The following is a 25,632-nucleotide window of genomic DNA, read 5'->3' on the forward strand; positions in this document are numbered from 1 at the left end:
ACATATTGTCCTACACTGGCGTTGACCCGTCAGCCCAGCCAACAGAGACTCGTTCTGACCCGACGCCCACCCCCGCCCCTTGCATCAAACCCACCCCGGGCCGCGATGCCCGTTGAGGGGGCAGCTGGTGCCTGACCGGGCGTGGCGGCATGTCCCTGATGCCTGTCGACAGGGTGGCCGCGCTCAATTGCCGTCAACCCCGCTTCCGTCTACAACCATGTCAATCCGGAACACCGTCGCGATCAGTGCGAGACCCTCCAGACTAGGCATGGTGCCGCGCTGGCAGGCGGCGCGCCGGCTCGCGGCCTGAGGTCTGCCTTCTCTGGCGCGGCCCGGACCCGCAGGGCACACGCTTCCAGAAACAAAGGCGCGACATGGCTATCAAGCTCAGTGATTACACCGCTCCGGCCTTCGCCATTGCGCGCACGGAGATCGATTTTGATCTCGATGCGCACGCCACCCGCGTCCGATCCAAACTGACGATCAAGCGGATCGACCGTCATGCGGCGGATCTGGTGCTGAACGGCGAAAAAATGATGCTCGAGCGGGTCGCTGTGAACGGCCGAGATCTGGGGGAGGACGAGTATGCGGTCGATGATGTGTCGCTCACCCTGCGCGGTCTGGGCGACGAGGCGGTAGTGGAGATCACCACCGTGATCGATCCGTCCGCCAATACCGAACTGACCGGCCTGTACCTGTCAGGCGGCCGCTTCTGCACCCAGTGCGAGGCGGAGGGTTTCCGCCGGATCACCTATTTCCTCGACCGTCCTGATTGCCTGTCGCGCTACACGGTGCGCGTAACAGCGGACAAGGCCGGATTTCCCACGCTTCTGAGCAATGGCGACCGGGTCGAGGCGGGTGATCTCGAGAACGGGCGCCACTACGCTGTGTTCGAGGATCCGTTCCTGAAGCCATGCTATCTCTTCGCGCTGGTGGCGGGCCGGTATGACAGCATTGAAGACCGCTTTGTCACCCGGTCGGGCAAGGCGGTATATCTGGCTATCCACGTTGATCCCGGTCAGGCCGGCCGCGCCTGGTTTGCCATGGACTCGCTCAAGCGCTCGATGGCGTGGGACGAAGCGGTGTTCGAGCGCGAGTACGACCTGTCTGAGTTTCACATCGTCGCCGTGCGCGATTTCAATTTCGGAGCCATGGAGAACAAGGGGTTGAATATCTTCAACTCTTCCTTGCTGCTGGCCGATCCCGACACCGCGACGGACGCGGACTTCCTGAATGTAGAAGGCGTGGTCGCCCACGAGTACTTCCACAACTGGACGGGCAACCGCATCACGCTGCGCGACTGGTTCCAGCTATGCCTGAAAGAAGGGCTGACTGTCTTCCGCGACCAGGAGTTCTCGTCTGACCAGCGCAATCGCGCCGTCCAGCGCATCAGCGATGTGGAAAGCCTGCGAGCGCGACAGTTTCCTGAAGATGACGGCCCTCTGGCGCACCCGCCGCGTCCGGGTGCCTACGAAGAGATCGACAATTTCTACACGGCGACCGTCTATCAGAAAGGCGCAGAAGTCGTGCGCGTCATTCGCGAGCTGGTCGGAAAGGATGCGTTCCGCTCGGGGATGCAGACTTTCTTTGACACCTGTGATGGGACGGCGGCCACGCTCGAAGATTTTGTCGGTTCCTTCAATTTCAGCAGCGAGGCTGATCGGGCTGCGGCGCTGCGCTGGTATGAGCAGGCCGGGACGCCCCAGCTTCATGTGGAGACCGTGTATCGTCCCGGGGACGATGCCGTCGACATCACGGTCCGGCAGGTGATCGCACCCACGCAAGGCGAGCCTGACAAGACACCGCTGCCCATTCCGCTGCGCATCGGCTTCCTGACCGCAACGGGTGAGCCCGCAAGGTTGGGGACGCAGGCGGGCGGCGAGGTGTCTGACGAGCACCACTGCGTGCTGCGCGAGGATCGCCAGACATTTACCTTCCATGGTGCGTCCGGGCGCGTCATTCCCGCTGTGCTGCGCGGGTTCAATGCGCCGGTGCGCCTGCACACCGACCTCACGGATGAGGACCGGCTGGTGCAGGTGGCGCACGAGCCAGACCCTTTCACGCGCTGGGATGCCGGCCAGTCGCTGATGGCGTCTGCCATCATCGCGGCGGCGGACGGCAAGGCCCAGGACGGGCCGGACCTTGACCGGATCGCTGGCGCGCTGCGGACCGAGTTCAGCCGGCCAGACTATGATCCCGGCTTCGCAGCAAGCGTGGTCAGGCCGCCCGTGCTCTCCGATCTGTTCCAGATGACCGGCACGCCGGATCCTGAAGCGCTGTACAAAGCCCTGATCAGGGCGCGCCAGACGCTGGCTCACGCGCTGAAGGACCTGATCGAGGACGAGCTTCAAAGCCCGGCCCCTGCGCCGGACGCGCTTGACAATGAGGCGATCGGACGGCGGGCCCTGCGCGCGGCCTTTCTGAGCCTGCAGGCCGCCAGGGGCCCTGAAGCTGGCGATCAGCTGCTCGCCGCGTTCAAGGCTGCCGGCAACATGACCGAGACGATGGCGGCCCTTCGCGGCCTGTCGCAAGCCGGTGGCCAGGCCTTCGATACGGCGCTCGAGGCGTTTGAGATCCGCTGGCGTGACGATGCGCTGGTCATGGACAAGTTTTTCTCGATCCAGGTCGCGTCCGCGACGGAAGGTCTGGAACGGGCGCACGCGCTGAGCGCCCATCCGCTCTTCACTTTGAAAAACCCTAATCGCGCGCGCGCGCTGTATGGCGCCTTCGCCATGGCCAATCCGCGCCAGTTCCATGCTGCGGACGGATCGGGCTACGCGTTCGTGGCCGACGGTATCATTGCCATCGAGGCAGTTAATCCGATGACTGCGGCCCGCCTGGTGCGGTCTTTCGAAACCTGGCGCCGGTTTGACGCCGGGCGCCAGTCGAAGGCCGAGGCAGCCTTGCGGCGGATCCGGGCGAACACACACAGCGTCAACGTCCATGAAATGATCGACCGCACGCTGGGTGATTGAGCCCCGGTTCCGATGTGACGCGGCCTTGCTGACCGCAGCTGCACCGGAACTGCCCTGCCAGGCCGGCGTTATCTCTGGGCGAAGGCGCGCACTGCGCCGCCACGCCTGAGAGGTATTTCCATGGATATTGTCCGCATCATCGCCGCCATTCTCTTGCCGCCGCTGGGCGTGTTCTTGCAGGTCGGCATCGGCGCTCAGTTCTGGATCAACATCCTCCTGACGCTGCTGGGCTATATCCCCGGCATCGTACATGCGGTCTGGATCATCGCGCGGCGCTAGACCCTGATGGGGCACTTGCGGGCACTTGAGCGGCTCGAGCAGCTGGCCCGGCTAATGGACAGCCGTTTCCGCATTCCGGGCACCGGAATCCGCTTCGGGCTCGATCCCGTTCTCGGTCTTGTGCTGGGCCTGGGTGACGCGCTCGCTGCATTGCCTGCGCTGTACATTCTGTTCGAAGCCCGCCGCATGGGCGTTCCCCGCTCACTGCGGCTGCGGATGCTCTTCAATATCGGGATCGATTTCCTGTTCGGATCAATTCCGATACTGGGCAGCGTGTTCGACGTGGGCTTCAGAGCCAACAAGCGCAATGTCGCGCTCCTTCGCCGCCATGTTGAGGAGCGCGCACACGCGGCGCCGGGCGTCAAACCGGCGGCCAGAACACTCTGATCGCGGCCATCAGGCGTTCACGGGCAGGTCCTGCTCGCGGGCCGGGTGAAAGCGCCCGGCCGTGTCGGCCTCATGGTGCACAAGACGAATCCGGTCGGGCTCAAGGAATATCTCGTTGAAGCCTGCCGGTTCGATCCGTGTACGTCCGGAGAAGGCGGTGGAGGCACCGACAAACCAGCAATTGCTGTCACCGCTTATGACCGGTACGGCGAAGGTGCGGTGCAGGTGGCCCGTCAGCACCAGGTTGCAGTGGCGCGCCAGCTCCGTCGCCGCCTCAGGCCCGCGCTGCGTGCGCCCCCGGCCGGATTCGTCCGGCGTGATCAGGGGATGATGGCAGGCGGCGATACGCATCGCATCGTCCTGCGGGTCGAACCGGTCGACCAGGTTTTTCACATCGCGGCGTGAGACCCGCCCCAGCGACCAGTCCAGCCGAAACTGCGCACGCCGGGCCGTGTGCAGGGTTTCCACATGGAAGGCACCGGTTTTCAGACGTGGCGAGACCACCGGCCCCACCAGACGATGAAAGCGCTGCCAGGGTGTCACGAAGCGATGATCGAGTGCATAGACCGGGACATCATGATTGCCCGGAGCGCCCACGACAGGGACGTTGAGGGACTCAAAAAAGCGGCGCGCCTTGTCGAATTCCCTGCGGCGGCCGGCCTGCGTGAAATCGCCGGTGGCGATCACGGCGTCAGGCGGATTATCGCGGCAGTATTCGCTCAAGGACTCGACCAGAAGCTGGCTTTCGTCGCCGAAATGCAAATCGGCCATGTGCAACAGACGGATCATATCTTTGCGGACATGACACACAGGCCATCCTCGATCAACTCGAACACCACCGGGGAGTGCGCCTCCATCGGCTCGCCATCAATGATCAGCGGCAGGGGCCGCTTGGAATCGGCCTCGATCCGCCGGGCGGTGGCGCGCCAGGCGCGCGGCTGGTTTTCAAAATCGTTGAAGGCGGCGCGGGCCACCATCACCGACATGTCGATTACGCCGTGGGGCCGCCCGGCATAGATCTCCAAAAGCGGTGCAAACACGGACTCGCCATCGCGCGCATGGGCGTCGCCCATCCGGCCCACGGAGATATAGGCCGCCTTGGCCGGCCGGTAGCGCGTCTCCTCATCCACCAGAAAGCCGATATAGCGCGTCGACAGGGTGCGCATCCCCGCCTGCAGCTGGCGCCAGATGGCGGTCAGGCGTCCGTCATGAGGCGGCTCGCGCAGCAGCTCTCGTGCACGGGCGAAGTTGGGCGTAATGCCGACAGCGGCAGCGATCATGAATACCCGGCCATCCACCCGCCCGCAGGGGATGTGGCGCGGCATCCAGTGCTCGGATGCGGCGATGACAATCGCCATATCCGCCTCGCCGCACAGCCGCCGCGCCAGCAGATTGGCGGTGCCTGCGGGCAGCACCAGCAAGGGCGGAGGATTGTTCACCTCGGCCAGTGCCGTGGCCAGGGCGGCGACCGAGCCGTCGCCCGCAGCGATGGCCAGGTAATCGTGTTGTGCGCTGATCGCCTGCGCAATGCCTGCATCGAGATCATCTGTGATGTCTGTGGTCGTGACCGGAGACCAGCCCGCGCTTTCCAGCCCGGTCACAACCGCGTCAACCGTCAGGTCACGGGTGAAGGCGCCGGCATGCCGGTTCACAAGCAGATGCAGCGCGCGGGCCATGGTCACTCCGTGAGCGTAGGGCATAGTTCAGACAACGCGCGCGGGCATGATTGGTTGCCACAACAGTTCAGTGCGTCCGGATCGAACGCACATGTCCTGGCCCCCGCGTGCTCGCCATGCCTCCAGCCATGCATTATGGGAAGTTCAGGGTCGTAAATCGATGCAACACCGTGCGGGTCCCGGCGCGGTTCGGCTCGATCCGTGCGCGCAGCCACAGCAGAGGCGTTTATGCCGGCATCCGACAAGACGGCCTGCCCCGTGTGCGGGGAGGGGGAAACGCGCGTCCTTCTCAAGGAGGCCAACGTATCGTGCGGCGACTATTTCGAGGGCGCACGTCTGTACAAGGAGGATATTGGCCAGACGCCGCTCGTAAAATGCACCGGATGCGGCTTTGCACGCTTCTGCGACATGCATGCCTGGCAGGCTGGCACGTTTCGCGGCCGGATCTACAACGATGACTATGGCCGCTGCGACCCGCCCTTCGAGGAGGAGCGGCCGGCCCGGCTGGCCGGCTGGCTCGCGCCGCTGTGCGCTGGCAAGCGACTGATCGATTACGGTGGCGGCCGCGGCCGCACCGCGCAATTGCTCCGTGATCACGATATCGACGCGGTATCCTATGATCCATTTTACGCCGACGCACTCCTGCCGGACTGGCGGGCTGATATCGTGACAGCGTTTGAAGTGGTCGAGCACGTGCCCGGCCAGCACGCCCTGTTCGAGGCGCTGCTCGATTTGCTCGCTCCGGGCGGCGTCGTGTTGTTCTCCACCTTGCTGCAGCCGGATTCACTGGTGCCGGACTGGTGGTATGCGTCGCCGCGCAACGGCCATGTGTCCTTCCACACCAGCAACAGCCTGGCCAAAACGCTGCGCGATGTGGGCGCAGACCTGATCTCATTATCGGACGAAATACACTTGGCGGCCCGCGACGCCAGCGCGCTCGAGCCTTGGTACCGGGTTGACCCGATCGCCGTGAACGGGTCGCCCTCGCACGCCTTCACACGCCGTTGGGATGAACTGGCGCAAGCCCGGGACTGATTCTGGCACTGCCCCTCAGGACAGGTCCTCGACCGGGGCCGCCAGGCGCGCCAGAGTGCCGTCCCGGGCGGCGGAGATGTCCGACAGCCAGGCTGCCGCGGGGTCCAGCGTCTCGCGCTGCACCGGCAGGCGCACGGTGCGGCCTTGCTTTTGCGCCCGCGTAAAGTGAGAAGCAGACGCTGCGCCCCATTGCGCTGCGCGCTGGCATGACTAAACCGCACCCATGCTCACGATCACAAATCTCGATTACCGCATCGGCGCGCGCTCTCTGTTCGAGAATGCGTCCGCGCAGATATCCAGCGGCTGGAAGGTCGGGCTTGTTGGCCGCAACGGTACGGGCAAGTCGACACTGCTCAAGCTGATCCGCGAGGAGATCGAGACCCCGTCTCCGGATTCCGCCATCCGCCTCAACAAGGGCGCGCGCATGGGCTGGGTCGCGCAGGAGGTGGAGCCGTCCGACGACACGATCCTGGAGGTGGTTCTGGCCACCGATGCCGAACGTCACGCCCTGATGCAGGAATCCGAGACGGCCATGGACCCGGACCGGATCGGCGAGATCCATATGCGCCTCGCTGACATCGACGCCTGGTCCGCCGAGGCGCGCGCCGCGGACGTGCTCATGGGGTTGGGCTTTACCAATGCCGACCTCTACCGCCCGACTCGTGAGTTTTCCGGCGGCTGGCGTATGCGCGCCGCCATTGCGGGCGTGTTGTTCTCAGAGCCCGACCTGCTTCTGCTGGACGAGCCCACCAATTATCTCGATCTGGAGGGCGCGGCCTGGCTTGAGACCTATCTGAAGAAGTATCCCCACACGGTGCTCGTGGTCTCCCACGACCGGGAGATGCTCAATCGCTGCGTCACCCACACCATGGCGCTGGAGCACAAGCAGCTGTCGGTTTCGCCCGGCGGCTATGATGCCTGGTTGCGCCTGCGCGCCGCCAAAACAGCCTTGCTGGAGAGCCAGCGCGCCAAGCAGGATGCTGACCGCGCCCATCTGCAGGCCTTCATCGACCGCTTCCGGGCCAAGGCCTCCAAGGCCACCCAGGCCCAGTCGCGCGTGAAAATGCTGGAGAAGATGCAGGAGATCACCGTGCCGCTGGAAGAGCGCACGACGCCGTTCTCCTTCCCCACCTCCACTGACAAGCTGTCTCCGCCACTGCTGCAGCTGCGCGATGCGTCAGTGGGTTATGGCGAGGATGCGGTGATCCTGACAGGCATTGATCTGCGCCTGGACCCTGAGGACCGCATCGCCATTGTCGGTGCCAATGGCCAGGGCAAGACCACTCTGGTCAAATCCATCGCCAAGCGCCTGGAGCTCCTGTCGGGCGACCGGGTGGCACCGCGCTCGCTGCGCATCGGCTATTTCTCGCAAGACCAGATGGACGAGCTGCACCCGGGCGAAACCGTGCTGGACCATGTGCGCGACGCCCTGCCCAAGGACACGCCGCCAGCCAAACAGCGCGCCGCCGCCGCCGCCATGGGCTTCTCACACGAGAAGGTGGAGACCAAAATCGAAAAGCTGTCAGGCGGTGAGAAGGTGCGGCTGCTGCTGGGCCTCATGGCGATGGAAAAGCCCCATATCCTGATCCTGGACGAGCCAACCTCGCACCTGGACATCGACAGCCGCGAAGCGCTGATCTACGCCCTCAATGACTATAACGGTGCGGTGGTCCTGATTACCCACGATGTCTATCTGGCCGAAGGCACCGCCGATCAGCTCTGGCTGGTCAAGGACGGCAAGGCCTCGCGCTATGACGGCGATCTGAACGACTACCGCAAGCTGGTCTTACAGGCGGACCGGTCAGTCGGGTAGGGAGGTGCCTCAGGACGGGACCGGCCCGCCGGAGCGGCCGCGGCGTTCTCGCCAGTCGCGCAGCAGGGCGCTGGTGCCGTCGATGAGGCCCCAGCCGCCGAACAGCGCCATGGCGAGCTTCATGTACTGGTTGGCCGTCTGCCCGGATGAAAGCTATGTACGCGTCGCCTCCGCGCTGGACTATCTGGGCGCCGCCCCGGTGCGCGGTGCCAGCTATGGTGGCTCAGGCGAGCGCATGACGGTCAGCCTGCAGGTGCGCAGCCATCCCCAGGCCCAGCGGCAGCAATAGGCCGCGCATGCCGGTATGGAATCGGCTATCACTCCGCCTGCGGGGGCTGAACTGCGCGTTGGAGCGCTGCATTCATGACGTATTGCGTTGGCATGTTGCTGGAAGACGGTCTGGCGATGATCGCAGATACCCGAACCAATGCGGGCGTCGACAACATCGCGATCTACAAAAAGCTGTTTGTCACTGAAGTGCCGGGCGAGCGCGTCATCGCCATAGCGACAGCGGGCAATCTCTCGGTAACCCAAACCGCGCTCAACCGCCTGAAAGACGGGATCAAGCTGCCTGATTCCGACGGGCCTGAAACCCTGCTCACTGCGCCGACCTTGTTCCGGGCGGTCCAGCTGGTGGGGCACGCCATCAAGACCGTGCGAATTGATTTCGAGGCCGGGCTGGAGGCCGAGAGCGTCTCCATGGGTGCCACTGTGCTGCTGGGCGGTCAGATCAGAGGCGGCGCGCTGGGCCTCTATCTGATTTACGCCGAAGGCAATGCGATCCAGTGCGGGCCGGATACGCCCTATCTGCAGGTTGGCGAGCTGAAGTACGGAAAGCCCATTCTGGACAGGGCGTTGAGAACCGACACGCCTCTGGTTGAAGCGATCAAGCTGGGTCTGATCTCGTTTGATTCCACCCTGCGCTCCAATCTCGGTTTCGGCCTGCCGTTTGACATGATCACCATCCGCCCGGACGCCCTGAAAGGCGCGCAGCGCCGCATCGAGACCGATGATCCCTATTTCCGCGACCTGGGCGCGCAATGGTCCGAAGCCATCGCCAAAGCCCATCGTTCCATGCCGCCGCCGCCCTGGGACATCGCCTGAAGGCGTCCTTGGCGCTTAATCCGGCGGCGCCCCCCGCCAGACGGTCCGCAGGCCCAGATGTTCCGTCGAAAAGGTTTCATCGCCGGGCTGCCGGGCCGCAGGGCGATAGCGATGGCAGTATGTGTCAGAACACAGGAATGACCCGCCCTTGATCACGCGGAAACCCGGGCGCTGCCATGTGCTGGTGGTCCATTCCCAGACATTGCCCGCCATGTCGTACAGGCCGAAATCATTAGGCGGATAGCAGCCCACAGGCGACAGTCCTGCGAACCCGTCTGCGCCATTGTCTTCGAACGGAAACGCGCCCTGCCAGTGATTCGCGCGGAAGTCTCCGCCCGGGCGCGACTCGTCGCCCCAGGCATAGACTGCGCCCTCCAGCCCACCGCGAGCCGCGCGTTCCCATTCGGCCTCTTCAGGCAAGTCGTGCCCGCGCCAGCGCGCATAGGCCAGTGCGTCTTCATAGGCGATCTGCACCACCGGAAAGGCGCTGCGACCCTCAATCGAGCTTCCCGGGCCGGTAGGCTGGCGCCAGTTGGCTTCGGGCTCATACCGCCACCAGGCGCGGATATCGGACCAGTCGCGCACCTGCACACCGGGTCCGAACACTGCGCCGCCACCTGTATCCGGACCGTCGCGCTCGGCGATCGTGACATATCCGGTCGCCTCCGCAAACGCCGCGAACTCGCCATTGGTCACGGCATGCGTGCTGATCCAGAACCCGTCCACGGCGACCGTGCGCACCGGGCGCTCCTCGGGGTAAAAGTCCGGCGAGCCGAGCGCCACCTCGCCCGGCGCGATCCAGACCATGCCGGCTTGCGGCGTGCCAGGGTCAGGCCTCGCGATCTCGATGCAGGCGTCAGGGGTCACGGCCCGCGGCGGGCCGCATGCGGCCAGCGCGATGGCCATTGCGGCCAACCCGGCGCCCTTGCACAGGCGCGCGTGTGCCTGGCCCCGCTGCATATGATCAGCCTCCTTTGGCCGCGTCGTGCGCCGCCTGAAGGTCCGCCTCCACGGCCCAGAGCCGGTCCTGGCCCCAATGGGCAGGCCGGTCGTTGACCTGGAAAACCGGAACGCCCCAGACCCCCAGCTTGAGCATGGCCTCGCGATTGGATTCGGCCTGCGCGCGCCATGTATCATCGCTGAGCCCGGCGCGTATATCAGCGGACGTCAGCCCGGCTTGCGCCCCCAGATAATCAAGTCCGCGTGCGCTTCCGGCGTCGATGCCGTCGGCAAACACGCCCTTGAGGAAAGCGCGCGCGAAGTCCGGCCCGCGCCCAAGCGTCATGGCATGAAACAGCACCGCCAGCCCCCGTTCGGCCGGCCGCCCTACCGGATCGGCGATGCGCCCGAAAGGCAGGCCCAGGCGCTCGGCTTCGCGCTTCGTATCGCGCACGATATACAGACGCTTGGCGCGCGGTACGGGCAGGCCGCGCATGACCATGGGTAGCACCGGACGCAGGCGCAGGTCGGCCTTGTAGGTTTTCGCCAGCGCCATCAGCCGGTCCATGGCGAGCCAGGTATAGGGGCTGCGCAGCGATACGAATGCGTCCAGGCGCGGGCGGCTCCCGGCGGCGGTTATGTCCGATGCCGCAGCCTCGCGGACATCCAGCCGCGCGGTGAAGGGTGCCGGCTCGCGGCCGGTTATGGTTCCCAGCCGGGTCTCCAGAAAGCCCAGCCGATCGAGCCCCCAATACCACTCCCCTTCGAAATGGAAGGTGGCACCGAGATAGTGGCCGAGGCGTGCGCGCCGGGCCGTGCCGGACTCCAGTGCCGCCTGCGCATCGCCTGACGGGCCGGGCGCAATGCTCTGGCCCGCTTCAATGGCGGCTGATGCGGCGGCGAACCGATAGGGATCATCAATCCCGGCAAGCGCAGCCTCTGCGGCCCGGACCTCGTCCGGCGTGAGCGCTCTCGCGCGCGCCGCCGCGAGGCCCAGTCCTGTGGCCAGGGTCCGGGCGTCGCGCAGGGACCACGCTTGCAGGCGTTCGCGGTCGGGGGCTGCCGCTGCGTCGGGCGGTTGAACCAGATGCGGGCGTACGGTCACGCCGTAGCAATCGGCCAGATGGCCCAGCGCGCGCGCCGCCAACCATGAGTAAGGGTCATCGCATTGATGGAAATACTCCACCACAGGTCTGGCCCCGGACAGGTGCCGGCGCAAGCCGGCCAGGCCGCGTTGCGCCGCACGCAGCCGGCGGCTGGCGATCAGGGCCGGAATGATGCTGCGCGCAGAGGGCTTCATGTCACAAGCTTGCGGCCGGCGCTGGCGAGTTTTGTCATATCCGGCAAGGGCGGGATGCCGAGGCCCTTCAGCACCGCCGGGCGCTGCTCCAGACGCGTCTTCCAGTCATTCAGTGCGTCCAGCCGGTCAAGCGGGACGCCGGCCCAAAAGTGCGCGAACACCCAGGGAAAGCAAGCAATGTCGGCGATCGAATACTCATCCCCCGCCAGGTAAGGCGTCCGGGTCAGGCGCGCGTCCATCACCTCGTAAAGCCGGCGTGTCTCGCCCTGATAGCGCTGGATCGCCAACTCGATCTTTTCGGGCAGGTAGCGGAAGAACACATTGGCCTGGCCCTGCATCGGCCCCAGCCCGCCCACCTGCCAGAACAGCCACTGGATGGCGCGCCAGCGCCCGTCTTCATCAGAGGCGATCAGCCGGCCGGTCTTCTCGGCGAGATAGAGCAGGATTGCCCCGGACTCAAACACCGTCCGGCCGCCTGCGTCGTGGTCGATGATGGCCGGAATGCGCCCGTTGGGATTGATCTTCAGATAGTCAGCCGCTTTCTGGTCGCCCGCCTGAAGGTCCAGCACATGGACGATGTAGGGCAGGCCAAGCTCTTCCAACGCAATGGAGATTTTCCAGCCATTGGGGGTCGGGGCGGTGTAGAGATCAATCATGGTCTCAGTCCTCATATGCGGTGAGCAGGCCGCGATCCGACAAAGCCTGGCGGGCGGCACCCCGGTCTGCGGGGGCCATGGCGGCGAGCTCGGCAATCAAGGCCTGCCGGCTTTGCTCGGCCCCCTTGCGCGTGAGCATGCGCACCTCCTGATCAAGGGCGGTGAACACCACCCATTTCTCGCCCGCCTGCACCGCCTTGCGGTTGGCGGGGAGGAAATGACAATACCCATCCTGCATCAGAGCAAATAGCGGCTCCAAAGTGGCGGGAATGGCGTCATTGGCCAGCCAGTCTTCGTCACCGCATTGGCGATCCCAGCTGGTCTCGCTCCAGGTCAGCAGGCCCGGAGCGTGGCTGGCGACGAAGTCCCGGGCCAGGCTGTCGGTAGCGAAATGGGCTTTCATGGCACCCAGCAGGCTCAGATCGGCCAGGCTCAGCCGTGCGCCGAACAAAGCCGGCATCTGCCTAAAATGGGTCTCCAGAGCGGTGACGAAGCGGGCGAACTCGCCGCGGATCGCGTCCTGATGCTCGGCACCGGCCGCCATCACGCCCATGGCCTTGCGCCCCCAGGGGAGCACCATTCCGGCGACTGCGTCGACCATGGCCTGCTCCTCGGCGTTCGGGCTCCGGTCTTTGGGCGCCCCGGCCAGATCATGGCTGATCATGCCGGCGGCTTCGTGCGCGGCACCGTCGTCAATCCAGCGCAGGTGCAAGGCGGCGCGTACGAACCATTCGTCAATCCAGTCGTCCAGCACCCGGCAAAGAATGCGCTGGACCGGGCTGCGCGGGATCACGGTCTGGCCGGGAAAGCGCATGTCCAGAAGCTGGGTGATGTAGGTGGAATCGTGGATGACCCAGCCTTCAGGCGTCTCCACCACCGGCATGAGATGCGTGCCGGCGCGTGCTTCCAGACGGTCGCGCACGTCGGGCGATTTCTGCAGCGCCTGATGCGGCACACGCATGTAGCGCATCGCCGCCTCCACCATGCGTGTGTAGTAGGACGGATCGCAGCCGTAGATCATGTAGGTGCCAGGCAGCATGGGAGGCCTCTTGTTTCTATGCTTCAGCTTTGGCGGAGCACGCCATGCTTGAGGATCGTAATCAGCGTGTCGGCATAAGCGTCGGCGATATCGGGATCGGCCATATCCATGCCTGCCAGCGCACGCGAGTTGGCGCTTTGGGCGAACGGGCCGAGTGCGGCGTTGGTCGACAGGATGAAGGCAAAATGGGGGTCTATGCCCGCAGCCCGCCTTTCCCCGGTCAGCTGGTGAAACGGTTCCAGTGCGAAAGCGTAGGCCGGGCGCAGGTGCTTTTCGACCATCCAGTCATAGCGCGGACCGCCGGCGATCCCCGCCTGCATTACGAAACCGGCCAGATGCGGTATCCGCGCCGCTGTCCGCACGGTGGCGCGCACCTGGGCGTCAAGCCGGGCAACGGCGTCGTTCAGGTCCACGGCACCGAGCGCTTCTGCCATGGCGGCTTGCACCTGGCCGAACAGAAAGTCTGCCGCAGCCTCCCATAGCGCATCCTTGCTGCCGAAATAATGCCGGATCAGGCCGTGGGCGAGCGCGGCCTCGTCGGCAATGGCGCGCAGGGAGGCACCGTCAAAGCCAGCCCGTGCAAAGTGCGCCGAGGCGACCTCCAGCAACGCCCGGCGCTGATTTTCTCCGTCCGTATCCAGCTTCGCCGGGCGTCCCGGGCGGCGGGCCGGCTCCTGGCTTGATGCGGGCATAGCCGACATGGGGCGTTCCGATTTCTGGCTGGACACGGGCATTCTTTTAATTATACAGTCGTATAATAACAAGTCCGCCGGCCCTGACAAGCCCGCCGGGGCACGATCAGGCAAAAGCGTGGATAGACGGGGAGGGACAGGCATGCGGATCGGACCGTTCGGACCGGTAATTCTTTCAGTTTTCATGGTGCTGGCGGCGACCTTTGTGGTCGGGTGGCTGGCGTTTGACCGTTATGGCGACCGCATTCCCGGCCTTGTTCAGGACTGGCAGGATCCCATCGGGCCGTACCGGGAGATGGTCTGGGAGGCTGGGCCGGAGACCGGCATTGATCGCGGGGGCAGGCCGAACATCATCCTTATCGTGGCTGATGATCTGGGATGGAATGATATCACGCTGCATGGCGGCGTGGCGGGCGGCACTGTCCCCACCCCCAATATCGACCGGCTGGCGCGTGAAGGCGTCCAGCTCACCAATGCCTATGCGGCCAGCGGCACGTGCGCGCCCTCGCGCGCGGCGCTGATGACGGGCCGCTATCCCACACGTTTCGGCTTTGAATTCACGCCCATGCCCGCAGCCATGCCGGTGATCATCGGGCGGGCGCAGCGGCGGCAACCGCAAGACCCGCCATTTGTATTCACAGGTTCGGGCGGTCCGGCGCTCGACTTCGCCGAAATGGGCCTGCCCACCAGTGAGGTAGCCTTGCCGTCATTGCTGGCGCAGGGGGGATATCATTCGGTTCTGCTCGGCAAGTGGCATCTGGGTGGCGCCAACGGATCCGACCCGATTTCCCATGGATTTGACGAGAGCCTGGAGTTGGCTGGCCTGTTGTATGCGCCCGCCGGCGACGAGCGGGTTGTCGAGGCGCGCCAGGCGTTTGACCCGATCGACACGGTGTATTGGGCCGCTGGCCGGGCCGCCGTGAGGGAGGGGACAGGGCCGCGCTTTGAGCCCGATATCTACCTCACTGACTATTTCACCCGCGAGGCGGTGAGAGTCATCGAAACCAACCGAAACCGCCCGTTTTTCCTGTACCTGGCCCATTGGGCACCCCACTCGCCTCTGCAGGCGTCGGTGGAGGATTACGAGGCTCTGGCACATGTCGAAGACCACGCGCTACGTGTATACGGGGCCATGATACGTGCACTTGACCGCAGCGTTGGCGCCGTTCTGGACGCGGTTGATTCTGAAGGCCTGGCCGGCGAAACGATCATCATCTTCACCTCCGACAATGGCGGTGCCCACTATATCGGTTTGCCTGATATCAACCGGCCCTATCGCGGCTGGAAGGCGACGTTTTTTGACGGCGGGGTGCGGGTGCCGACATTCGTGCGTTGGCCGGGCGTGATCGAGCCGGGTGGCGAGATCGCGGGTCTGACGCAACATGTCGATCTGCTGCCGACACTGGCTTCTGTCGCCGGGGTGCGCATCCCGCAGGACCGGGTGATCGACGGGCGCGATCTGACACCCTTCCTGACCGGAACGGCGCAGGGCTCGCCCCACGACACGGCGTTCTGGCGCAGCGGTCACTACCGCGCGGTCATTCACCAGGGCTGGAAGCTCCAGATTGCGGATCGCCCCGATCAGGTCTGGCTGTTCGATCTGGAGCGCGATCCGGGCGAGCAGGACAATCTGGCGGAGCGCGAGCCCGAACGCGCCGCCATGCTGCGCGCGATGCTGGAAGCGCATGGGGCAGAGCTGGCCGAGCCGCTCTGGCCCTCCATCGTGGAAATGCCGGTCAATATTGACAGGCCGCTCGGACGGCCGCGCCAGGAGGAGGACGAGCATGTCTACTGGCCCAACTGATTGCTGGCGCGCGGCTACGCTCGGTGCCGCCCTGACCCTGCTCGCTGCACCTGCCTTCACGCAAGAACCGGGGCAGGTGCCAGAGCAGGCACAGGTCCCCGTGAGGCCGAACTTCCTGATCGTGATCCTGGACGATATCGGCTTCACCGATCTGGGTGCCTATGGAAGCGAGATGCGCACGCCGCATATCGACGCGCAGGCCGAGCGGGGGCTGATGTTCTCCGGTTTCCGGGTGGGGCCGACCTGTGCGCCCACGCGCGCCATGCTGATGACGGGGGTCGACAGCCACCGCACCGGCGTGCCGACGCTGGAGCACCTCATGCTGCCCGAGCAGCTGGGCCAGCCCGGTCATGAAGGGGAGCTCAACCAGCGCGTCGCCACCATTGCCGAGCACCTGTCTGCGGCCGGATACACCAGCCTGATCACCGGCAAATGGCATCTGGGCCGCTCACCGACCAGCCTGCCGTCTGCACGCGGATTTCATCGCAGCTTTATTCTGGATTCTTCGGGTGCCGACAATTGGGAGCACCGGACCTATCTACCCCACTACACCCACGCCGAATGGTGGGAGGATGATGCCCCGGTGGAGAGCCTGCCGGAGGATTTCTACTCCTCGGCTTTTCTCGTGGACCGGATGATCGACTATCTCGATGAGGTCGCGCCCGATCAGCCATTCCTCTCGGTTCTCTCCTTTCAGGCCAATCACATTCCGTTGCAGGCACCGCGCGCCTATGTGGAGCGTTATGACGGCGTCTATGACCAGGGCTGGGAGGCGCTGGCCGCCGAGCGTCACGCCGCTGCCATTGCGCTGGGCCTTGTCCCCGCTGATGTGCCCATGCCGTCCATGCCCGAGGGTCTGAGGCGCTGGTCGGATCTGCCGGCGCGCGAACGCAGGCTGAGCGCCATGAGCCGTCAGGTCGCCGCAGGCATGCTGGAGGCCGCTGACCATCATTTCGGACGCCTGGTGGAGCGCCTGCGCGAGACCGGGCGCTATGACGACACGGTGATCATCATCCTGTCCGACAATGGCGCGGAGTTTAATGATCCGGGCCGCAGCCGTGCCTTTTTCGGCTGGCTTGCCATGCAGGGCTATTCGCGGGACCCCGAGCGTCTGGGCGAGCGCAGGACCTATACCTGGATCGGGCCGGAATGGGCGGCGGCGTCCACCTCGCCCCTGTCCATGTTCAAGTTCCACGCCGGCGAGGGCGGGATGCGCGTACCGCTGATCATTGCCGGTGCAGGTGTCAGTGCAGGCGGGATCGCGCCAGCCTTCTCCACGGTCACCGATATTGCCCCGACCCTGCTTGATCTGGCCGGGGCGAGCCCGGTGGAGGGACGCGAACCCTTTGCCGGGCGCAGCCTGGCACCGCTCCTGTCCGGCGCGGCGGACCGCATTTACGGCCCGGAGGAAGCCATCGGTTTCGAGATGTCAGGCCAGTCCGCCTTGTACCGGGGCGATTACAAGCTCACCCGCAACATGCCGCCCTATGGCGACCGGCAATGGCGGCTGTTCAACCTGGCCGCTGATCCGGGCGAGACGCGCGACCTGTCGGCAGAACAGTCCGAACTGATGGCCGAGCTGATGGCGGCCTATGTTGCCTATGAGCAGCGAGTCGGCGTGCTGCCCGTACCGGCAGATTATGACGCCCAGCGCCGCCTCGACGCGATGGGGTGGCGCGCCTTCTACGTCAATAATGCGCTCGCCATCTGGCTGGCGGGACTGGTCTTGCTGGGGCTGCTGGGAGCCGGAGTGATGGTGCTGCGGCGGGGCAGGCAGGGGCGTTGAGGCGGGCGTCTGCCTGAGTCACGCTCCTTCACGCTTGCGCCGCCGCATAGGCGCTGGCCCAGGCCCACTGGAAGTTATAGCCGCCGAGCCAGCCGGTCACGTCGACGCATTCGCCGATGAAATAGAGCCCCGGCACAAGCCGGCTCTCCATGGTTTTTGACGAAAGGCCGCCGGTGTCGACGCCGCCCACGGTGACCTCCGCCGTGCGCCAGCCTTCGGTGCCCGCCGGCTTGATGGTCCAGCGCGACAGATGGGCCGTCAGAGCGTCGATCGCGCCGTGGGACAGATCGGCCATGCGCGCCACGTCCGCAATATCGCCGCGTGTCTGGAGCAAGGCCACCAGCCGGGCCGGCAACAGGGTTTCCATCGCGGTGGTCAGGGATTTTTTCGGGTTCTGCGCCTTGAAGGCGGTCAGGGCTGCATTGGCATCCAGTCCGGCCAGCAGGTCCAGCGTGACCGGTTCGCCCGCATTCCAGTAGGACGAGATCTGGAGGATCGCCGGACCGGACAGGCCGCGATGGGTGAACAGCATCGCTTCCTCGAACGCGGCGCGGTCATTGTGCGCGCGAACCGGGCAGGCAAGGCCGGAGATGGAGGCGAAATCTTCCTTGTCGCGGCCTTCAAACACAAAGGGGACGAGGGCCGGGCGCGGATCAATGATGGCGTGTCCGAACCGGCGCGCCACATCATAGGCGAAACCTGTCGCCCCCATTTTCGGAATGGACAGCCCGCCACTGGCGATGACCAGGCGCGCCGCGTCAATCACACCGCCTGACGTGATGACGCGGAAGCCGGCTCCGGTTTTCTCGATATCGCGGACAGACGTGTTGAGGCGAAGTTCGCCGCCCGCCGCCCTGAGCTCGCTGAGCAGCATGTCGATAATCGCACCCGACCGGCCATCGCAGAACAGCTGGCCCAGCGTCTTCTCGTGCCAGGTGATGGCGTGACGGGCGAGCTGATTGATGAAATCCTGCGGGGTGTAGCGTGCCAGGGCCGACTTGGCGAAATGCGGGTTGGCGCTGATGAAGTTTTGAGGCGCAGTGTGGATATTGGTGAAATTGCACCGGCCGCCGCCGGAGATGCGGACCTTCTCCGCGGGCTTGGCGGCATGATCGACGATCAGGACCCGCAATCCCGCTTGGCCCGCGCGCGCCCCATAGAACAGTCCCGCGGCACCGGCCCCGATGACCAGCGCGTCGCATGAGTTGGGTGTATCGGTGTTTGTCGCCATGGCGCACGCTGTCGGGCGTGACGCGCCGCCGGTCAAGGCCCTGGCACCGGTGGCGGCAACCCGTTGGTAATTTCAGGAACCGGCTGCCCTGCCGGGACCGGGTGGGCGAACATGGCCCGGCACATGAATCCTGCCGCCGTGCCTGAGGGTGTGACAGGGCCGCGCCATCCAGACACGTCAATCCTCTATCAAAACGCGTTCAAAAAAATATAAATCGTTCGCGAGTGGACATTTTTATATCGCGTTACCTAAACTGTAAAAATTAAAGCTCTTATGGAACGGTGTGGTCCGCTCCGGGTTGTTAGTCGAGTGTCCTTGAAAACAGGATGTACGAAAAACAGATGGAGATACCCATGAAGAAGTTTTTGCTCAGCACCGCCCTTGCCGCTGTCACCACTTTCGGCATGACCGCGCATGCCAGCGCCGCCCAGACTCCGGCGCAGGCGCAGGCCGACACCCGCGCGGCCGCCCAGTCCAACTCCAGCACATCCGTGCCGGCCTTCCTGTCCAGCTCGTTCACCGGCATGTCGGTCTATAATCTCGACACCGATACCGATAGCGCCACGGCGCTTCGTAACCGCAATTCGGATTCCGCATCGCCGCAGAACACCTCGCGCTGGACTCGTTCGGACACGTTCAGCTCTGATCGCGACGACTGGAATGATATCGGCAATATCAAGGATATCGTCATGACCCAGGACGGCGAGATCCACGGCATCCTGGTGGATGTCGGCGGCTTTCTCGGCCTTGGCGCGCATACCGTGCTGGTCGATATCGACGAACTGTATTTCGTGTCCGACAGTGACCAGACCGATGAGCTGGAAGACTTCTTTGTTGTGATCTCCATGACGCGGGACGAACTCGAAATCCTGCCCGAATGGAATGACGGCCTGCTCAGCGCCGGTTTCGGTACGCGCAACGGTACGGCCCAGGGCAGCGCCAGCATGCAGACCGAAATGTCGCAGACACACCGCACTTCGATGACGCCGGCCCAGACCCAGGCGACCCGCGCGCCGACCACGTCAACCTCCGGGATGACCGAGGGCAATAACGCCCGCATGGAGGCTGCTGACGCCCGCGCCGACGCCCGCGCCGAAGTCACGGCGTTGCGCGCCGAGCGTAGCGACTCTCCGAGCAATCGGTCCGAGGCTGAAGCCGAAGCGGTTGCCGAGCGCAATGAGCGCACAAACGCTCAGGCCGAAGCCGCTGAAGCCCGTGCGGAACGCGCCGCCGCCCAGGCCGAGACGACGGCAGCCCGCGAAGAGGCCGCCCGGGCTGATCGCGCCGAACGCGATGAAGCACGTTCGGATGCGGTGTTCGCCGACAATTACGAGATGCTCGGCACCGAAGAGCACACCGTAGATCGTTTGATGGGTGCTGATGTGTTTGACAATGCCGGCAACAAGGTCGGTTCGGTCAAGGACGTGGTCATCGGCGGCGACGACGATGTGCTCAGCCTTCTGGTTGATGTCGGCGGTTTCCTCGGGATGGGTGTGCACACCGTGAACCTTCCGATTGATGACGCCGAAATCGGCTGGAGCCAGAGCAATGACGACGTGCGTGTGCAGGTCTCCATGACCCGCTCGCAGCTCGAGGCCATGCCGGCCCACGAAAGCTAGTCTTTACTGCAGATCAAACGGCGAGGGGGTCCGCGCGAGCGGGCCCCCTTTGTCATTTGGGGTGCCATGGGGTCCGCGCGAGCGGGGCCCCTTTGTCATTTGGGGTGATCGTGTTTGCATTGAGCGCCATGGCGTTGGGTGCCGTGATCGCCGATAAGGCCATGAGCCATCCGGTCAGTTGAGAAAAAGGCCGCACAATCACTTGTGCGGCCTCGTCTCGTTTAGTGCAGGCTCAGGCTATTTGGCGTCGTGGTGCGGCATCGCCTTGAGCTGGTCTTTGGTGGCGTCCAGGTGGACGCGCACATCGTCACCGTCGGTCTTGCGAAGGACGGCGAGCTGGCCGAACGGGAGCTGGACGGAGTGGGCACCCATGCCGAGGAAGCCGCCGACATCGATGACGGCTTGGGTGATCTTGCCGTCCGGGCCGACCTTCAGATCGGTGATCGATCCGATGGAATTGTCGGTGCGGTCATAGACTTTCGCACTTTCAATGTCGGAGGCAGTGAGAGCATGGACCTCGGCCCGGTGATAACCATCGCGGGCGAACCCGAAGGCGCCGCCGTGATCATGTCCGTGCGGCGTGTTGGCTGGATGTGTCATGGGAAGTCTCCTTGATCCCGGGGGGCGGGATGATTGACGCAGGGGCCTCCTGCAGGGTTGTGGCCGGTTCGGCGAGCGGCGTCGCCGCGACCGGGGGGCGTTGCGCGGCTGGGATCGCTGCGAGCATGAGCCGGCCACAGACAAGAAACGCCGCAGTGCGTTGGACGTTCCCGCGCGAACACGGCGATTGGCGTCAGCGCTGCTACCCGGCACGGGGATCGATGTCAGCGCGCGCGGCGTGGTGCCATGTGGGCTGGCAAGAGCGCACCCAGGGAAACGCGGGCGCGCGACACTCGGCTTTTCACGGTGCCAATGGCGCAGCCGAGGCGAAGCGCGGCCTCTTCCTGGCTGTACCCGGCGGCACCCACCAGTGTCAGGGCCTGACGCTGGCTGTCGGGCAGGGCCGTCATGGCTTTCATCAACTCGGACAGCGCAACCGCGTGATCCTGCGAGGGCGGTTGAGACAGTTTCGCGGTCAGATGACCGTCCGCATCCTCGACCTCGCGCCGACGCTTGCGCACATCGCTGAGGAAGGTATTGCGAAGAATGGTGTGCAGCCAGGCGCGCAGATTGGTGCCCGGCGTGTAGCGGGCCCGGTTGGCCCAGGCCTTGGTCAGGGTCTCCTGCACCAGATCCTGTGCGCGATGCCAGTTGCGCGTCAGGCGGATCGCGTGCCGGCGCAGCTCGGGTGTTTGGGTTCGCAGCTGGTCGTGAAACGGGTGTGGCCCGGCCGGGCAGGCGGAAGGCGGCGGGGTGTGGGCGAGGGCATGCTTGGGTTTGGACATGACAGTGTCTTGGTTCATGGGGCCACTCTCTTCCTGAGGCTGAATGTCAGGCTAGCGCGCGCCCTGCCGCGGGCGGCTAACCTCGATCAGGCTGCCTTGGCAGAGGCCTGAGACCGGCTCTTTGCGCATCGGGGGGAGGGGTCTGTGAGCGCGCACCCCGTGACCTTCGCCGCGCGCGACCTAGAACGTGCTCATCAGGCCCTTCGGGTCAGGGAGCGCGTCATGGCCGACAACACACCGCGCGGCGTCGCCACGCCGTCAGGACGCATCAGCCGCACCGCGCGAGTGGCGGGCCTGGGCGTGGAGCTGGCCGGACGGGCGCTGATCACCGGTGCCGGTGCTCTGGCGCGCGGCGAGCCGTTTGCGCCGCGCGATCTGGTGCTGACGCCCGGCAATCTGAACCGTCTGGCCGACGAGCTGGCGCGCCTGCGCGGCGCAGCGATGAAGGCAGGCCAGCTGGTATCCATGGATTACGGGGCGGTCTTGCCGCCGGAGCTGGCTGGGCCGCTGGCCCGCCTGCAGGAGAGCGGTCCGCCCATGCCGCCGCGCCAGCTGCGCCGGGTGCTCGACCGGGCCTGGGGGCCGGGATGGATGGCGAAGTTCGAGCGGTTCGAGACCCGTCCCGCCGCGTCGGCCTCCATCGGCCAGGTGCATCGGGCGCGCCTGCGCGGCGGGCGTGATCTGGCTGTGAAGGTCCAGTTCCAGGGCGTGCGCGACAGCATCGATGTGGACCTCGACACGCTGGCCTTCATGGTGCGCCGGTCGGGCTTTTTGCCCAAAGGTGCTGATCTGGATCCATTCCTGGACGGCGTGCGCACGCGCCTGCACCGCGAGGCCGACTATGTCAGCGAGGCGGCGAGTTTGAAGGCCTATGCAGATGCGCTGGGTGCCGATCGCGACTTTCTCACGCCCGGTGTCCTCGAAGACCTGAGCGGCGAGAGCGTGCTGGCCATGGACTGGCTGGAGGGCGGGCCGCTCTCCACGCTGGACGGTGCCGATCAGGCCGTGCGCGACCGGGCGGCGCAGGCTCTGGTGCGGCTGACACTGCGCGAGGTCTTTGTGTTCGGCCTGATCCAGTCTGACCCCAACCCGGCCAATTTCCGCTTCCGCGCCGACGGCCGCATTGCCCTGCTGGATTTCGGGGCCACGGAAACCGTGACGCCAGAGCGCGCGGCGAGCCTGCTGATGGTATTGCGGGCGGGGCTTGCGGGCGATGATGCGGCGTTGGGCGATGCACTGACCCGGGCGGGTGCCATCGCCGACGTCCAGCCTGCGGAGGTGCGGGCCCGCGCCATAACCGCGGCACGGATGGCGCTGGCACCGCTTGGCAGTGCGGCCCCGTTCGATTTTGCCGGCGCCGGGCTGGTGGACCGCCTGCGCGAGGAGGGCACCGCGCTTCAGGCAGGCGGCTTCAACCACACCCCGCCGGTGGATTTGGCCTATATCCAGCGCAAGGTGGCGGGTGTCTATCTCATCGCCGCGAGGCTGCAGGCGAAGCTGGCGTTGAGGCCGCTGGTGGCGGACTGGCTGTGACGCGGCGCACTGGACGCCGCCGCGCCGATAGGAGAGGCTGAAGTGTCAACCAGACTGGACGCCTGACTCGCGAGGACTAGCGGCCGCATGGACAAGACACTTCTCATAGCGGCGGTCGTAATTGGCATGCTGGTGGCCGTGGGTGTCTGGCTGTGGACGCCGGATCTGTCGCGTGAGCGGCTGGAGGCGGCGTATTTGCGTTCTGCCTCGGACATGATGGACGTGGAGGGCGCGCGCCTGCATGTGCGTGTCGACGGGCCGGACGCCGGGCCTGCGCTCATCATGATCCACGGGTTCGGCTCAAGCCTGCACACCTGGGACGACTGGGCTGCCGCGCTGTCGGACCGGTACCGTGTGGTGCGGTTCGATCTGCCCGGCTCCGGCCTGTCGCCGCCGGACCCGACGGGCCGCTATGACGATGCGCGCGCGTTTGAACTCCTCCTTGGACTGATGGCCCGGCTGGGCATTGGCGAAGCGGCGATCATCGGCAACTCCGTCGGTGGCCGCATCGCCTGGTCGTTCGCCAGCGCGCATCCGGACCGGGTGTCGCGGCTGGTCCTGGTCGCGCCTGACGGTTTTGCCAGCTTGGGATTTGAATATGGCGAAGCACCGGAGATCGGCGCGGTAACCCATGCCATGCGCGTGATCCTGCCGCGCTTTCTGGTGAAGATGAATCTGGATCAGAGCTACAGCGATCCCGGCAAGCTCGAAGCCGATGTGGTGACGCGCTATCACGCGCTGCTGCGCGCGCCCGGTGCGCGCCTGGCCCTGATCCAGCGCATGGAGCAGACGATCTTGACCGACCCGCTGCCGCGCCTGCGGGCGCTGCAGACGCCGGTGCTTTTGCTCTGGGGCGAGGATGACCGTCTGATCCCGATGTCCAATGCGCAGGACTATCTGGGCGCGTTGCCGGACGCGCAGCTGACCGCATTGCCCGGAGTGGGGCACCTGCCCCAGGAGGAGGCGCCGGATATGAGCCTGGTTTCAGTCGACGCTTTTCTGCGCGCGTTAAGGGATGGCTCATGACCGGCGCAGGCTTGGGGAAGGGGCCTGACGCTGACGGTGTCACCGCGCCGGCGGTGCGCGAGCCGGTGGCGCGTCATCTGTGTACCGATTGCGGTGTATCGAGGATGGAGGACCCGAAAGCCTGCGGGCGGGCCTGCCAGTTCATCAAGCCGGACTATGAGCGCTTGGAAACGAAAGTGCATGGCCGCACCCGCGATCCGGCGCGTCCCGACGAGCTGCATTTCGGGCCCTTCCGCCGCATGGTTCGCGCTTCGCTGAAAGCCCCGCGTCCGGGTGCCCAATGGACCGGCATTACGACGCGCCTGGCCGAGCGCCTGCTGGAGCGGGACGCCGTGGATGTGGTGCTGACCATGGCACCGGACCCCGAGGACCGGTGGAAGCCGGTGCCGGTTCTGGTGACCAAGGCAGAGGGCATGGCGCAGGTGCGCGGCATGCGCATGGGCTATGCGCCGCTTCTGGCGCTGCTCGAACCGGTGCGCGAGCGTGGTTACAGGCGCGTCGCCGTCATCGGCATTCCGTGTCAGGTCTATGCGCTGCGCGAACTTGAGGAAGAGCTAGGCCTCGAGAAGCTGTATGTTATCGGTACCCCGTGCTCGGACAATACCACCACCGAGCGCTTCCATGATTTTCTGGCGCTCCTGTCCGACCAGCCCGGGACCATCACCTATCTGGAGTTCAGGGCCGATTATCAGGTGGAGCTGCGGTTCGAGAACGGGCAGGTCAAAACCATCCCCTTCCTGAAGCTGCCGATCTCCAAACTCCCGCCCGATTTCTTCCCGCTCACCTGCCGCACCTGCGTGGATTACACCAATGTGCTGGCCGACATCACTGTGGGTTATATGGGCGGGCAGGGCGAGCAATGGCTGCTGGTGCGCAATGAGACCGGCGAGGAACTGATCTCGCTGATCGAGGGCGAGGTGACGCTGGCCGAGCCGGGCTCGGCGGGCAAGCGCCAGTCAGCCGTCACGGGTTTCATTGCCAATACCGAGCGCGCGGCGGGCGGGCTCCCCTTGCGCGGCATGCCGGACTGGGTGCGGCCTCTGGTGGCCTGGCTGATGCCAAGGATCGGGCCGCGGGGCCTGGAATTTGCCCGCGCGCGCGTCGAGATGAAGGCGTCAGAGACGGTGCTGCACCTGCGCCGCCAGGAACAAAGGCGCATGAAGTCCATGATCCCCGATCATGTCTGGCGGCTGGTGGCACCCTATGGGCTCACGCCCGAGCCCGGCGAGCAGGCCGGCAATGATGCGGATGCCGCACAGGACGCGCCGCCAGATGTAGTCGGGTAGTGGCCGCCGCGCAGACTGGCCGCGCCCGTGCGCCGACCTATGTTCTGGCTGAGGCGATCAGCCACGC

At 65.4% G+C, this 25,632-nt stretch carries 23 protein-coding genes; 13 read left to right on the forward strand and 10 right to left on the reverse strand.

The genetic code is table 11. The features are described 5' to 3' along the window. Window positions 1-374 precede the first annotated feature (374 nt). From pepN to L2D00_00230, 3 genes are all read left to right on the forward strand, one after another. Window positions 375-2,975 carry an aminopeptidase N gene (pepN, locus tag L2D00_00220; GenBank protein WBQ13128.1) on the forward strand — a complete coding sequence of 867 codons (2,601 nt, stop codon included), beginning with the start codon at window positions 375-377 and terminating at the stop codon, window positions 2,973-2,975. Window positions 2,976-3,095: 120 nt separating this feature from the next. Then, complete coding sequence (locus L2D00_00225) at window positions 3,096-3,254, forward strand: YqaE/Pmp3 family membrane protein (GenBank protein WBQ13129.1); 159 nt, start codon at window positions 3,096-3,098, stop codon at window positions 3,252-3,254. 15 nt (window positions 3,255-3,269) lie between these two features. After that, window positions 3,270-3,641: a DUF4112 domain-containing protein gene (locus tag L2D00_00230; GenBank protein WBQ13130.1), complete on the forward strand. Its 372-nt coding sequence runs from the start codon at window positions 3,270-3,272 to the stop codon at window positions 3,639-3,641. Window positions 3,642-3,650: 9 nt separating this feature from the next. Here L2D00_00230 and L2D00_00235 read toward each other — a convergent pair whose 3' ends face one another. Then, a complete protein-coding gene (locus tag L2D00_00235) occupies window positions 3,651-4,430 on the reverse strand; it encodes a metallophosphoesterase (GenBank protein ID WBQ13131.1) in 780 nt (259 codons plus the stop codon). Further along, entirely contained in the window at window positions 4,427-5,317 is an 891-nt protein-coding gene (locus L2D00_00240) for a hypothetical protein (protein WBQ13132.1), read from the reverse strand. Before L2D00_00240 ends, L2D00_00235 begins: the two co-directional genes overlap by 4 nt. Window positions 5,318-5,545: 228 nt before the next feature. Between L2D00_00240 and L2D00_00245 the strand changes: the two genes are divergently transcribed. From L2D00_00245 to L2D00_00260, 4 genes are all read left to right on the forward strand, one after another. Further along, complete coding sequence (locus L2D00_00245; GenBank protein ID WBQ13133.1) at window positions 5,546-6,352, forward strand: class I SAM-dependent methyltransferase; 807 nt, start codon at window positions 5,546-5,548, stop codon at window positions 6,350-6,352. Between the two features lie 223 nt (window positions 6,353-6,575). Beyond that, window positions 6,576-8,165, forward strand: a complete 1,590-nt coding sequence (locus L2D00_00250; GenBank protein WBQ13134.1) for an ATP-binding cassette domain-containing protein — start codon at window positions 6,576-6,578, stop codon at window positions 8,163-8,165. 121 nt (window positions 8,166-8,286) lie between these two features. Next, a complete protein-coding gene (locus L2D00_00255; protein ID WBQ13135.1) occupies window positions 8,287-8,454 on the forward strand; it encodes a hypothetical protein in 168 nt (55 codons plus the stop codon). A 74-nt stretch (window positions 8,455-8,528) separates the two neighbouring features. Next, on the forward strand, window positions 8,529-9,269 hold the full coding sequence (locus L2D00_00260; protein WBQ13136.1) for a peptidase: 741 nt from the start codon (window positions 8,529-8,531) through the stop codon (window positions 9,267-9,269). Between the two features lie 15 nt (window positions 9,270-9,284). On the opposite strand, the gene L2D00_00265 is transcribed toward L2D00_00260, so the two are convergent. From L2D00_00265 to L2D00_00285, 5 genes are read right to left on the reverse strand one after another with little or no spacing between them, the layout of a single operon-like run. Beyond that, window positions 9,285-10,229 carry a formylglycine-generating enzyme family protein gene (locus L2D00_00265; GenBank protein WBQ13137.1) on the reverse strand — a complete coding sequence of 315 codons (945 nt, stop codon included), beginning with the start codon at window positions 10,227-10,229 and terminating at the stop codon, window positions 9,285-9,287. A 4-nt stretch (window positions 10,230-10,233) separates the two neighbouring features. Next, window positions 10,234-11,508: a DsbA family protein gene (locus tag L2D00_00270; GenBank protein WBQ13138.1), complete on the reverse strand. Its 1,275-nt coding sequence runs from the start codon at window positions 11,506-11,508 to the stop codon at window positions 10,234-10,236. Continuing rightward, window positions 11,505-12,164 carry a glutathione S-transferase N-terminal domain-containing protein gene (locus L2D00_00275; protein WBQ13139.1) on the reverse strand — a complete coding sequence of 220 codons (660 nt, stop codon included), beginning with the start codon at window positions 12,162-12,164 and terminating at the stop codon, window positions 11,505-11,507. The genes L2D00_00270 and L2D00_00275 overlap by 4 nt, the downstream gene beginning before the upstream one ends. A 4-nt stretch (window positions 12,165-12,168) precedes the next feature. Beyond that, entirely contained in the window at window positions 12,169-13,203 is a 1,035-nt protein-coding gene (locus L2D00_00280; GenBank protein WBQ13140.1) for a glutathione S-transferase N-terminal domain-containing protein, read from the reverse strand. A gap of 23 nt (window positions 13,204-13,226) precedes the next feature. Further along, window positions 13,227-13,904: a TetR/AcrR family transcriptional regulator gene (locus tag L2D00_00285; GenBank protein ID WBQ13141.1), complete on the reverse strand. Its 678-nt coding sequence runs from the start codon at window positions 13,902-13,904 to the stop codon at window positions 13,227-13,229. A gap of 133 nt (window positions 13,905-14,037) precedes the next feature. Here L2D00_00285 and L2D00_00290 point away from each other — a divergent pair, with 133 nt between their 5' ends. Together L2D00_00290 and L2D00_00295 are read left to right on the forward strand one after the other, a co-directional pair. After that, on the forward strand, window positions 14,038-15,699 hold the full coding sequence (locus tag L2D00_00290; protein ID WBQ13142.1) for a sulfatase-like hydrolase/transferase: 1,662 nt from the start codon (window positions 14,038-14,040) through the stop codon (window positions 15,697-15,699). After that, window positions 15,680-17,485: an arylsulfatase gene (locus tag L2D00_00295; GenBank protein ID WBQ13143.1), complete on the forward strand. Its 1,806-nt coding sequence runs from the start codon at window positions 15,680-15,682 to the stop codon at window positions 17,483-17,485. Before L2D00_00290 ends, L2D00_00295 begins: the two co-directional genes overlap by 20 nt. Window positions 17,486-17,513: 28 nt before the next feature. Here L2D00_00295 and L2D00_00300 read toward each other — a convergent pair whose 3' ends face one another. Then, window positions 17,514-18,716 (reverse strand): NAD(P)/FAD-dependent oxidoreductase, encoded by a 1,203-nt coding sequence (locus L2D00_00300; GenBank protein WBQ13144.1) that lies wholly within the window; start codon window positions 18,714-18,716, stop codon window positions 17,514-17,516. Window positions 18,717-19,069: 353 nt separating this feature from the next. On the opposite strand from L2D00_00300, the gene L2D00_00305 reads away from it, so the two are divergent. After that, complete coding sequence (locus L2D00_00305) at window positions 19,070-20,335, forward strand: PRC-barrel domain-containing protein (protein WBQ13145.1); 1,266 nt, start codon at window positions 19,070-19,072, stop codon at window positions 20,333-20,335. Between the two features lie 237 nt (window positions 20,336-20,572). Here L2D00_00305 and L2D00_00310 read toward each other — a convergent pair whose 3' ends face one another. Both L2D00_00310 and L2D00_00315 read right to left on the reverse strand, forming a co-directional pair. Beyond that, the gene (locus tag L2D00_00310; protein ID WBQ13146.1) at window positions 20,573-20,935 is read right to left on the reverse strand and encodes a PRC-barrel domain-containing protein; all 363 of its coding nucleotides are present in this window, start codon (window positions 20,933-20,935) and stop codon (window positions 20,573-20,575) included. A 224-nt stretch (window positions 20,936-21,159) separates the two neighbouring features. Next, window positions 21,160-21,738 (reverse strand): sigma-70 family RNA polymerase sigma factor, encoded by a 579-nt coding sequence (locus L2D00_00315; protein WBQ13147.1) that lies wholly within the window; start codon window positions 21,736-21,738, stop codon window positions 21,160-21,162. A gap of 204 nt (window positions 21,739-21,942) precedes the next feature. Between L2D00_00315 and L2D00_00320 the strand changes: the two genes are divergently transcribed. From L2D00_00320 to L2D00_00330, 3 genes are all read left to right on the forward strand, one after another. Then, window positions 21,943-23,253: an AarF/ABC1/UbiB kinase family protein gene (locus tag L2D00_00320; protein ID WBQ13148.1), complete on the forward strand. Its 1,311-nt coding sequence runs from the start codon at window positions 21,943-21,945 to the stop codon at window positions 23,251-23,253. Window positions 23,254-23,340: 87 nt separating this feature from the next. After that, window positions 23,341-24,279: an alpha/beta fold hydrolase gene (locus tag L2D00_00325; GenBank protein WBQ13149.1), complete on the forward strand. Its 939-nt coding sequence runs from the start codon at window positions 23,341-23,343 to the stop codon at window positions 24,277-24,279. Continuing rightward, window positions 24,276-25,565 (forward strand): Coenzyme F420 hydrogenase/dehydrogenase, beta subunit C-terminal domain, encoded by a 1,290-nt coding sequence (locus L2D00_00330; GenBank protein ID WBQ13150.1) that lies wholly within the window; start codon window positions 24,276-24,278, stop codon window positions 25,563-25,565. The genes L2D00_00325 and L2D00_00330 overlap by 4 nt, the downstream gene beginning before the upstream one ends. Window positions 25,566-25,632: the final 67 nt, after the last annotated feature.

The organism is Hyphomonadaceae bacterium BL14 (genome assembly GCA_027627705.1).
Classification (GTDB): Bacteria; Pseudomonadota; Alphaproteobacteria; order Caulobacterales; family Maricaulaceae; genus Oceanicaulis.

Excerpts from the sequence above, each read along its gene's own strand:
- pepN (WBQ13128.1), top strand. The coding sequence starts at position 375 with ATGGCTATCAAGCTCAGTGATTACACCGCTCCGGCCTTCGCCATTGCG.
- L2D00_00225 (WBQ13129.1), top strand. The coding sequence starts at position 3,096 with ATGGATATTGTCCGCATCATCGCCGCCATTCTCTTGCCGCCGCTGGGC.
- L2D00_00235 (WBQ13131.1), bottom strand. The coding sequence starts at position 4,430 with ATGATCCGTCTGTTGCACATGGCCGATTTGCATTTCGGCGACGAAAGC.
- L2D00_00240 (WBQ13132.1), bottom strand. The coding sequence starts at position 5,317 with ATGGCCCGCGCGCTGCATCTGCTTGTGAACCGGCATGCCGGCGCCTTC.
- L2D00_00245 (WBQ13133.1), top strand. The coding sequence starts at position 5,546 with ATGCCGGCATCCGACAAGACGGCCTGCCCCGTGTGCGGGGAGGGGGAA.
- L2D00_00250 (WBQ13134.1), top strand. The coding sequence starts at position 6,576 with ATGCTCACGATCACAAATCTCGATTACCGCATCGGCGCGCGCTCTCTG.
- L2D00_00255 (WBQ13135.1), top strand. The coding sequence starts at position 8,287 with ATGTACTGGTTGGCCGTCTGCCCGGATGAAAGCTATGTACGCGTCGCC.
- L2D00_00260 (WBQ13136.1), top strand. The coding sequence starts at position 8,529 with ATGACGTATTGCGTTGGCATGTTGCTGGAAGACGGTCTGGCGATGATC.
- L2D00_00265 (WBQ13137.1), bottom strand. The coding sequence starts at position 10,229 with ATGCAGCGGGGCCAGGCACACGCGCGCCTGTGCAAGGGCGCCGGGTTG.
- L2D00_00270 (WBQ13138.1), bottom strand. The coding sequence starts at position 11,508 with ATGAAGCCCTCTGCGCGCAGCATCATTCCGGCCCTGATCGCCAGCCGC.
- L2D00_00275 (WBQ13139.1), bottom strand. The coding sequence starts at position 12,164 with ATGATTGATCTCTACACCGCCCCGACCCCCAATGGCTGGAAAATCTCC.
- L2D00_00280 (WBQ13140.1), bottom strand. The coding sequence starts at position 13,203 with ATGCTGCCTGGCACCTACATGATCTACGGCTGCGATCCGTCCTACTAC.
- L2D00_00285 (WBQ13141.1), bottom strand. The coding sequence starts at position 13,904 with ATGTCGGCTATGCCCGCATCAAGCCAGGAGCCGGCCCGCCGCCCGGGA.
- L2D00_00290 (WBQ13142.1), top strand. The coding sequence starts at position 14,038 with ATGCGGATCGGACCGTTCGGACCGGTAATTCTTTCAGTTTTCATGGTG.
- L2D00_00295 (WBQ13143.1), top strand. The coding sequence starts at position 15,680 with ATGTCTACTGGCCCAACTGATTGCTGGCGCGCGGCTACGCTCGGTGCC.
- L2D00_00300 (WBQ13144.1), bottom strand. The coding sequence starts at position 18,716 with ATGGCGACAAACACCGATACACCCAACTCATGCGACGCGCTGGTCATC.
- L2D00_00305 (WBQ13145.1), top strand. The coding sequence starts at position 19,070 with ATGAAGAAGTTTTTGCTCAGCACCGCCCTTGCCGCTGTCACCACTTTC.
- L2D00_00310 (WBQ13146.1), bottom strand. The coding sequence starts at position 20,935 with ATGACACATCCAGCCAACACGCCGCACGGACATGATCACGGCGGCGCC.
- L2D00_00315 (WBQ13147.1), bottom strand. The coding sequence starts at position 21,738 with ATGAACCAAGACACTGTCATGTCCAAACCCAAGCATGCCCTCGCCCAC.
- L2D00_00320 (WBQ13148.1), top strand. The coding sequence starts at position 21,943 with ATGGCCGACAACACACCGCGCGGCGTCGCCACGCCGTCAGGACGCATC.
- L2D00_00325 (WBQ13149.1), top strand. The coding sequence starts at position 23,341 with ATGGACAAGACACTTCTCATAGCGGCGGTCGTAATTGGCATGCTGGTG.
- L2D00_00330 (WBQ13150.1), top strand. The coding sequence starts at position 24,276 with ATGACCGGCGCAGGCTTGGGGAAGGGGCCTGACGCTGACGGTGTCACC.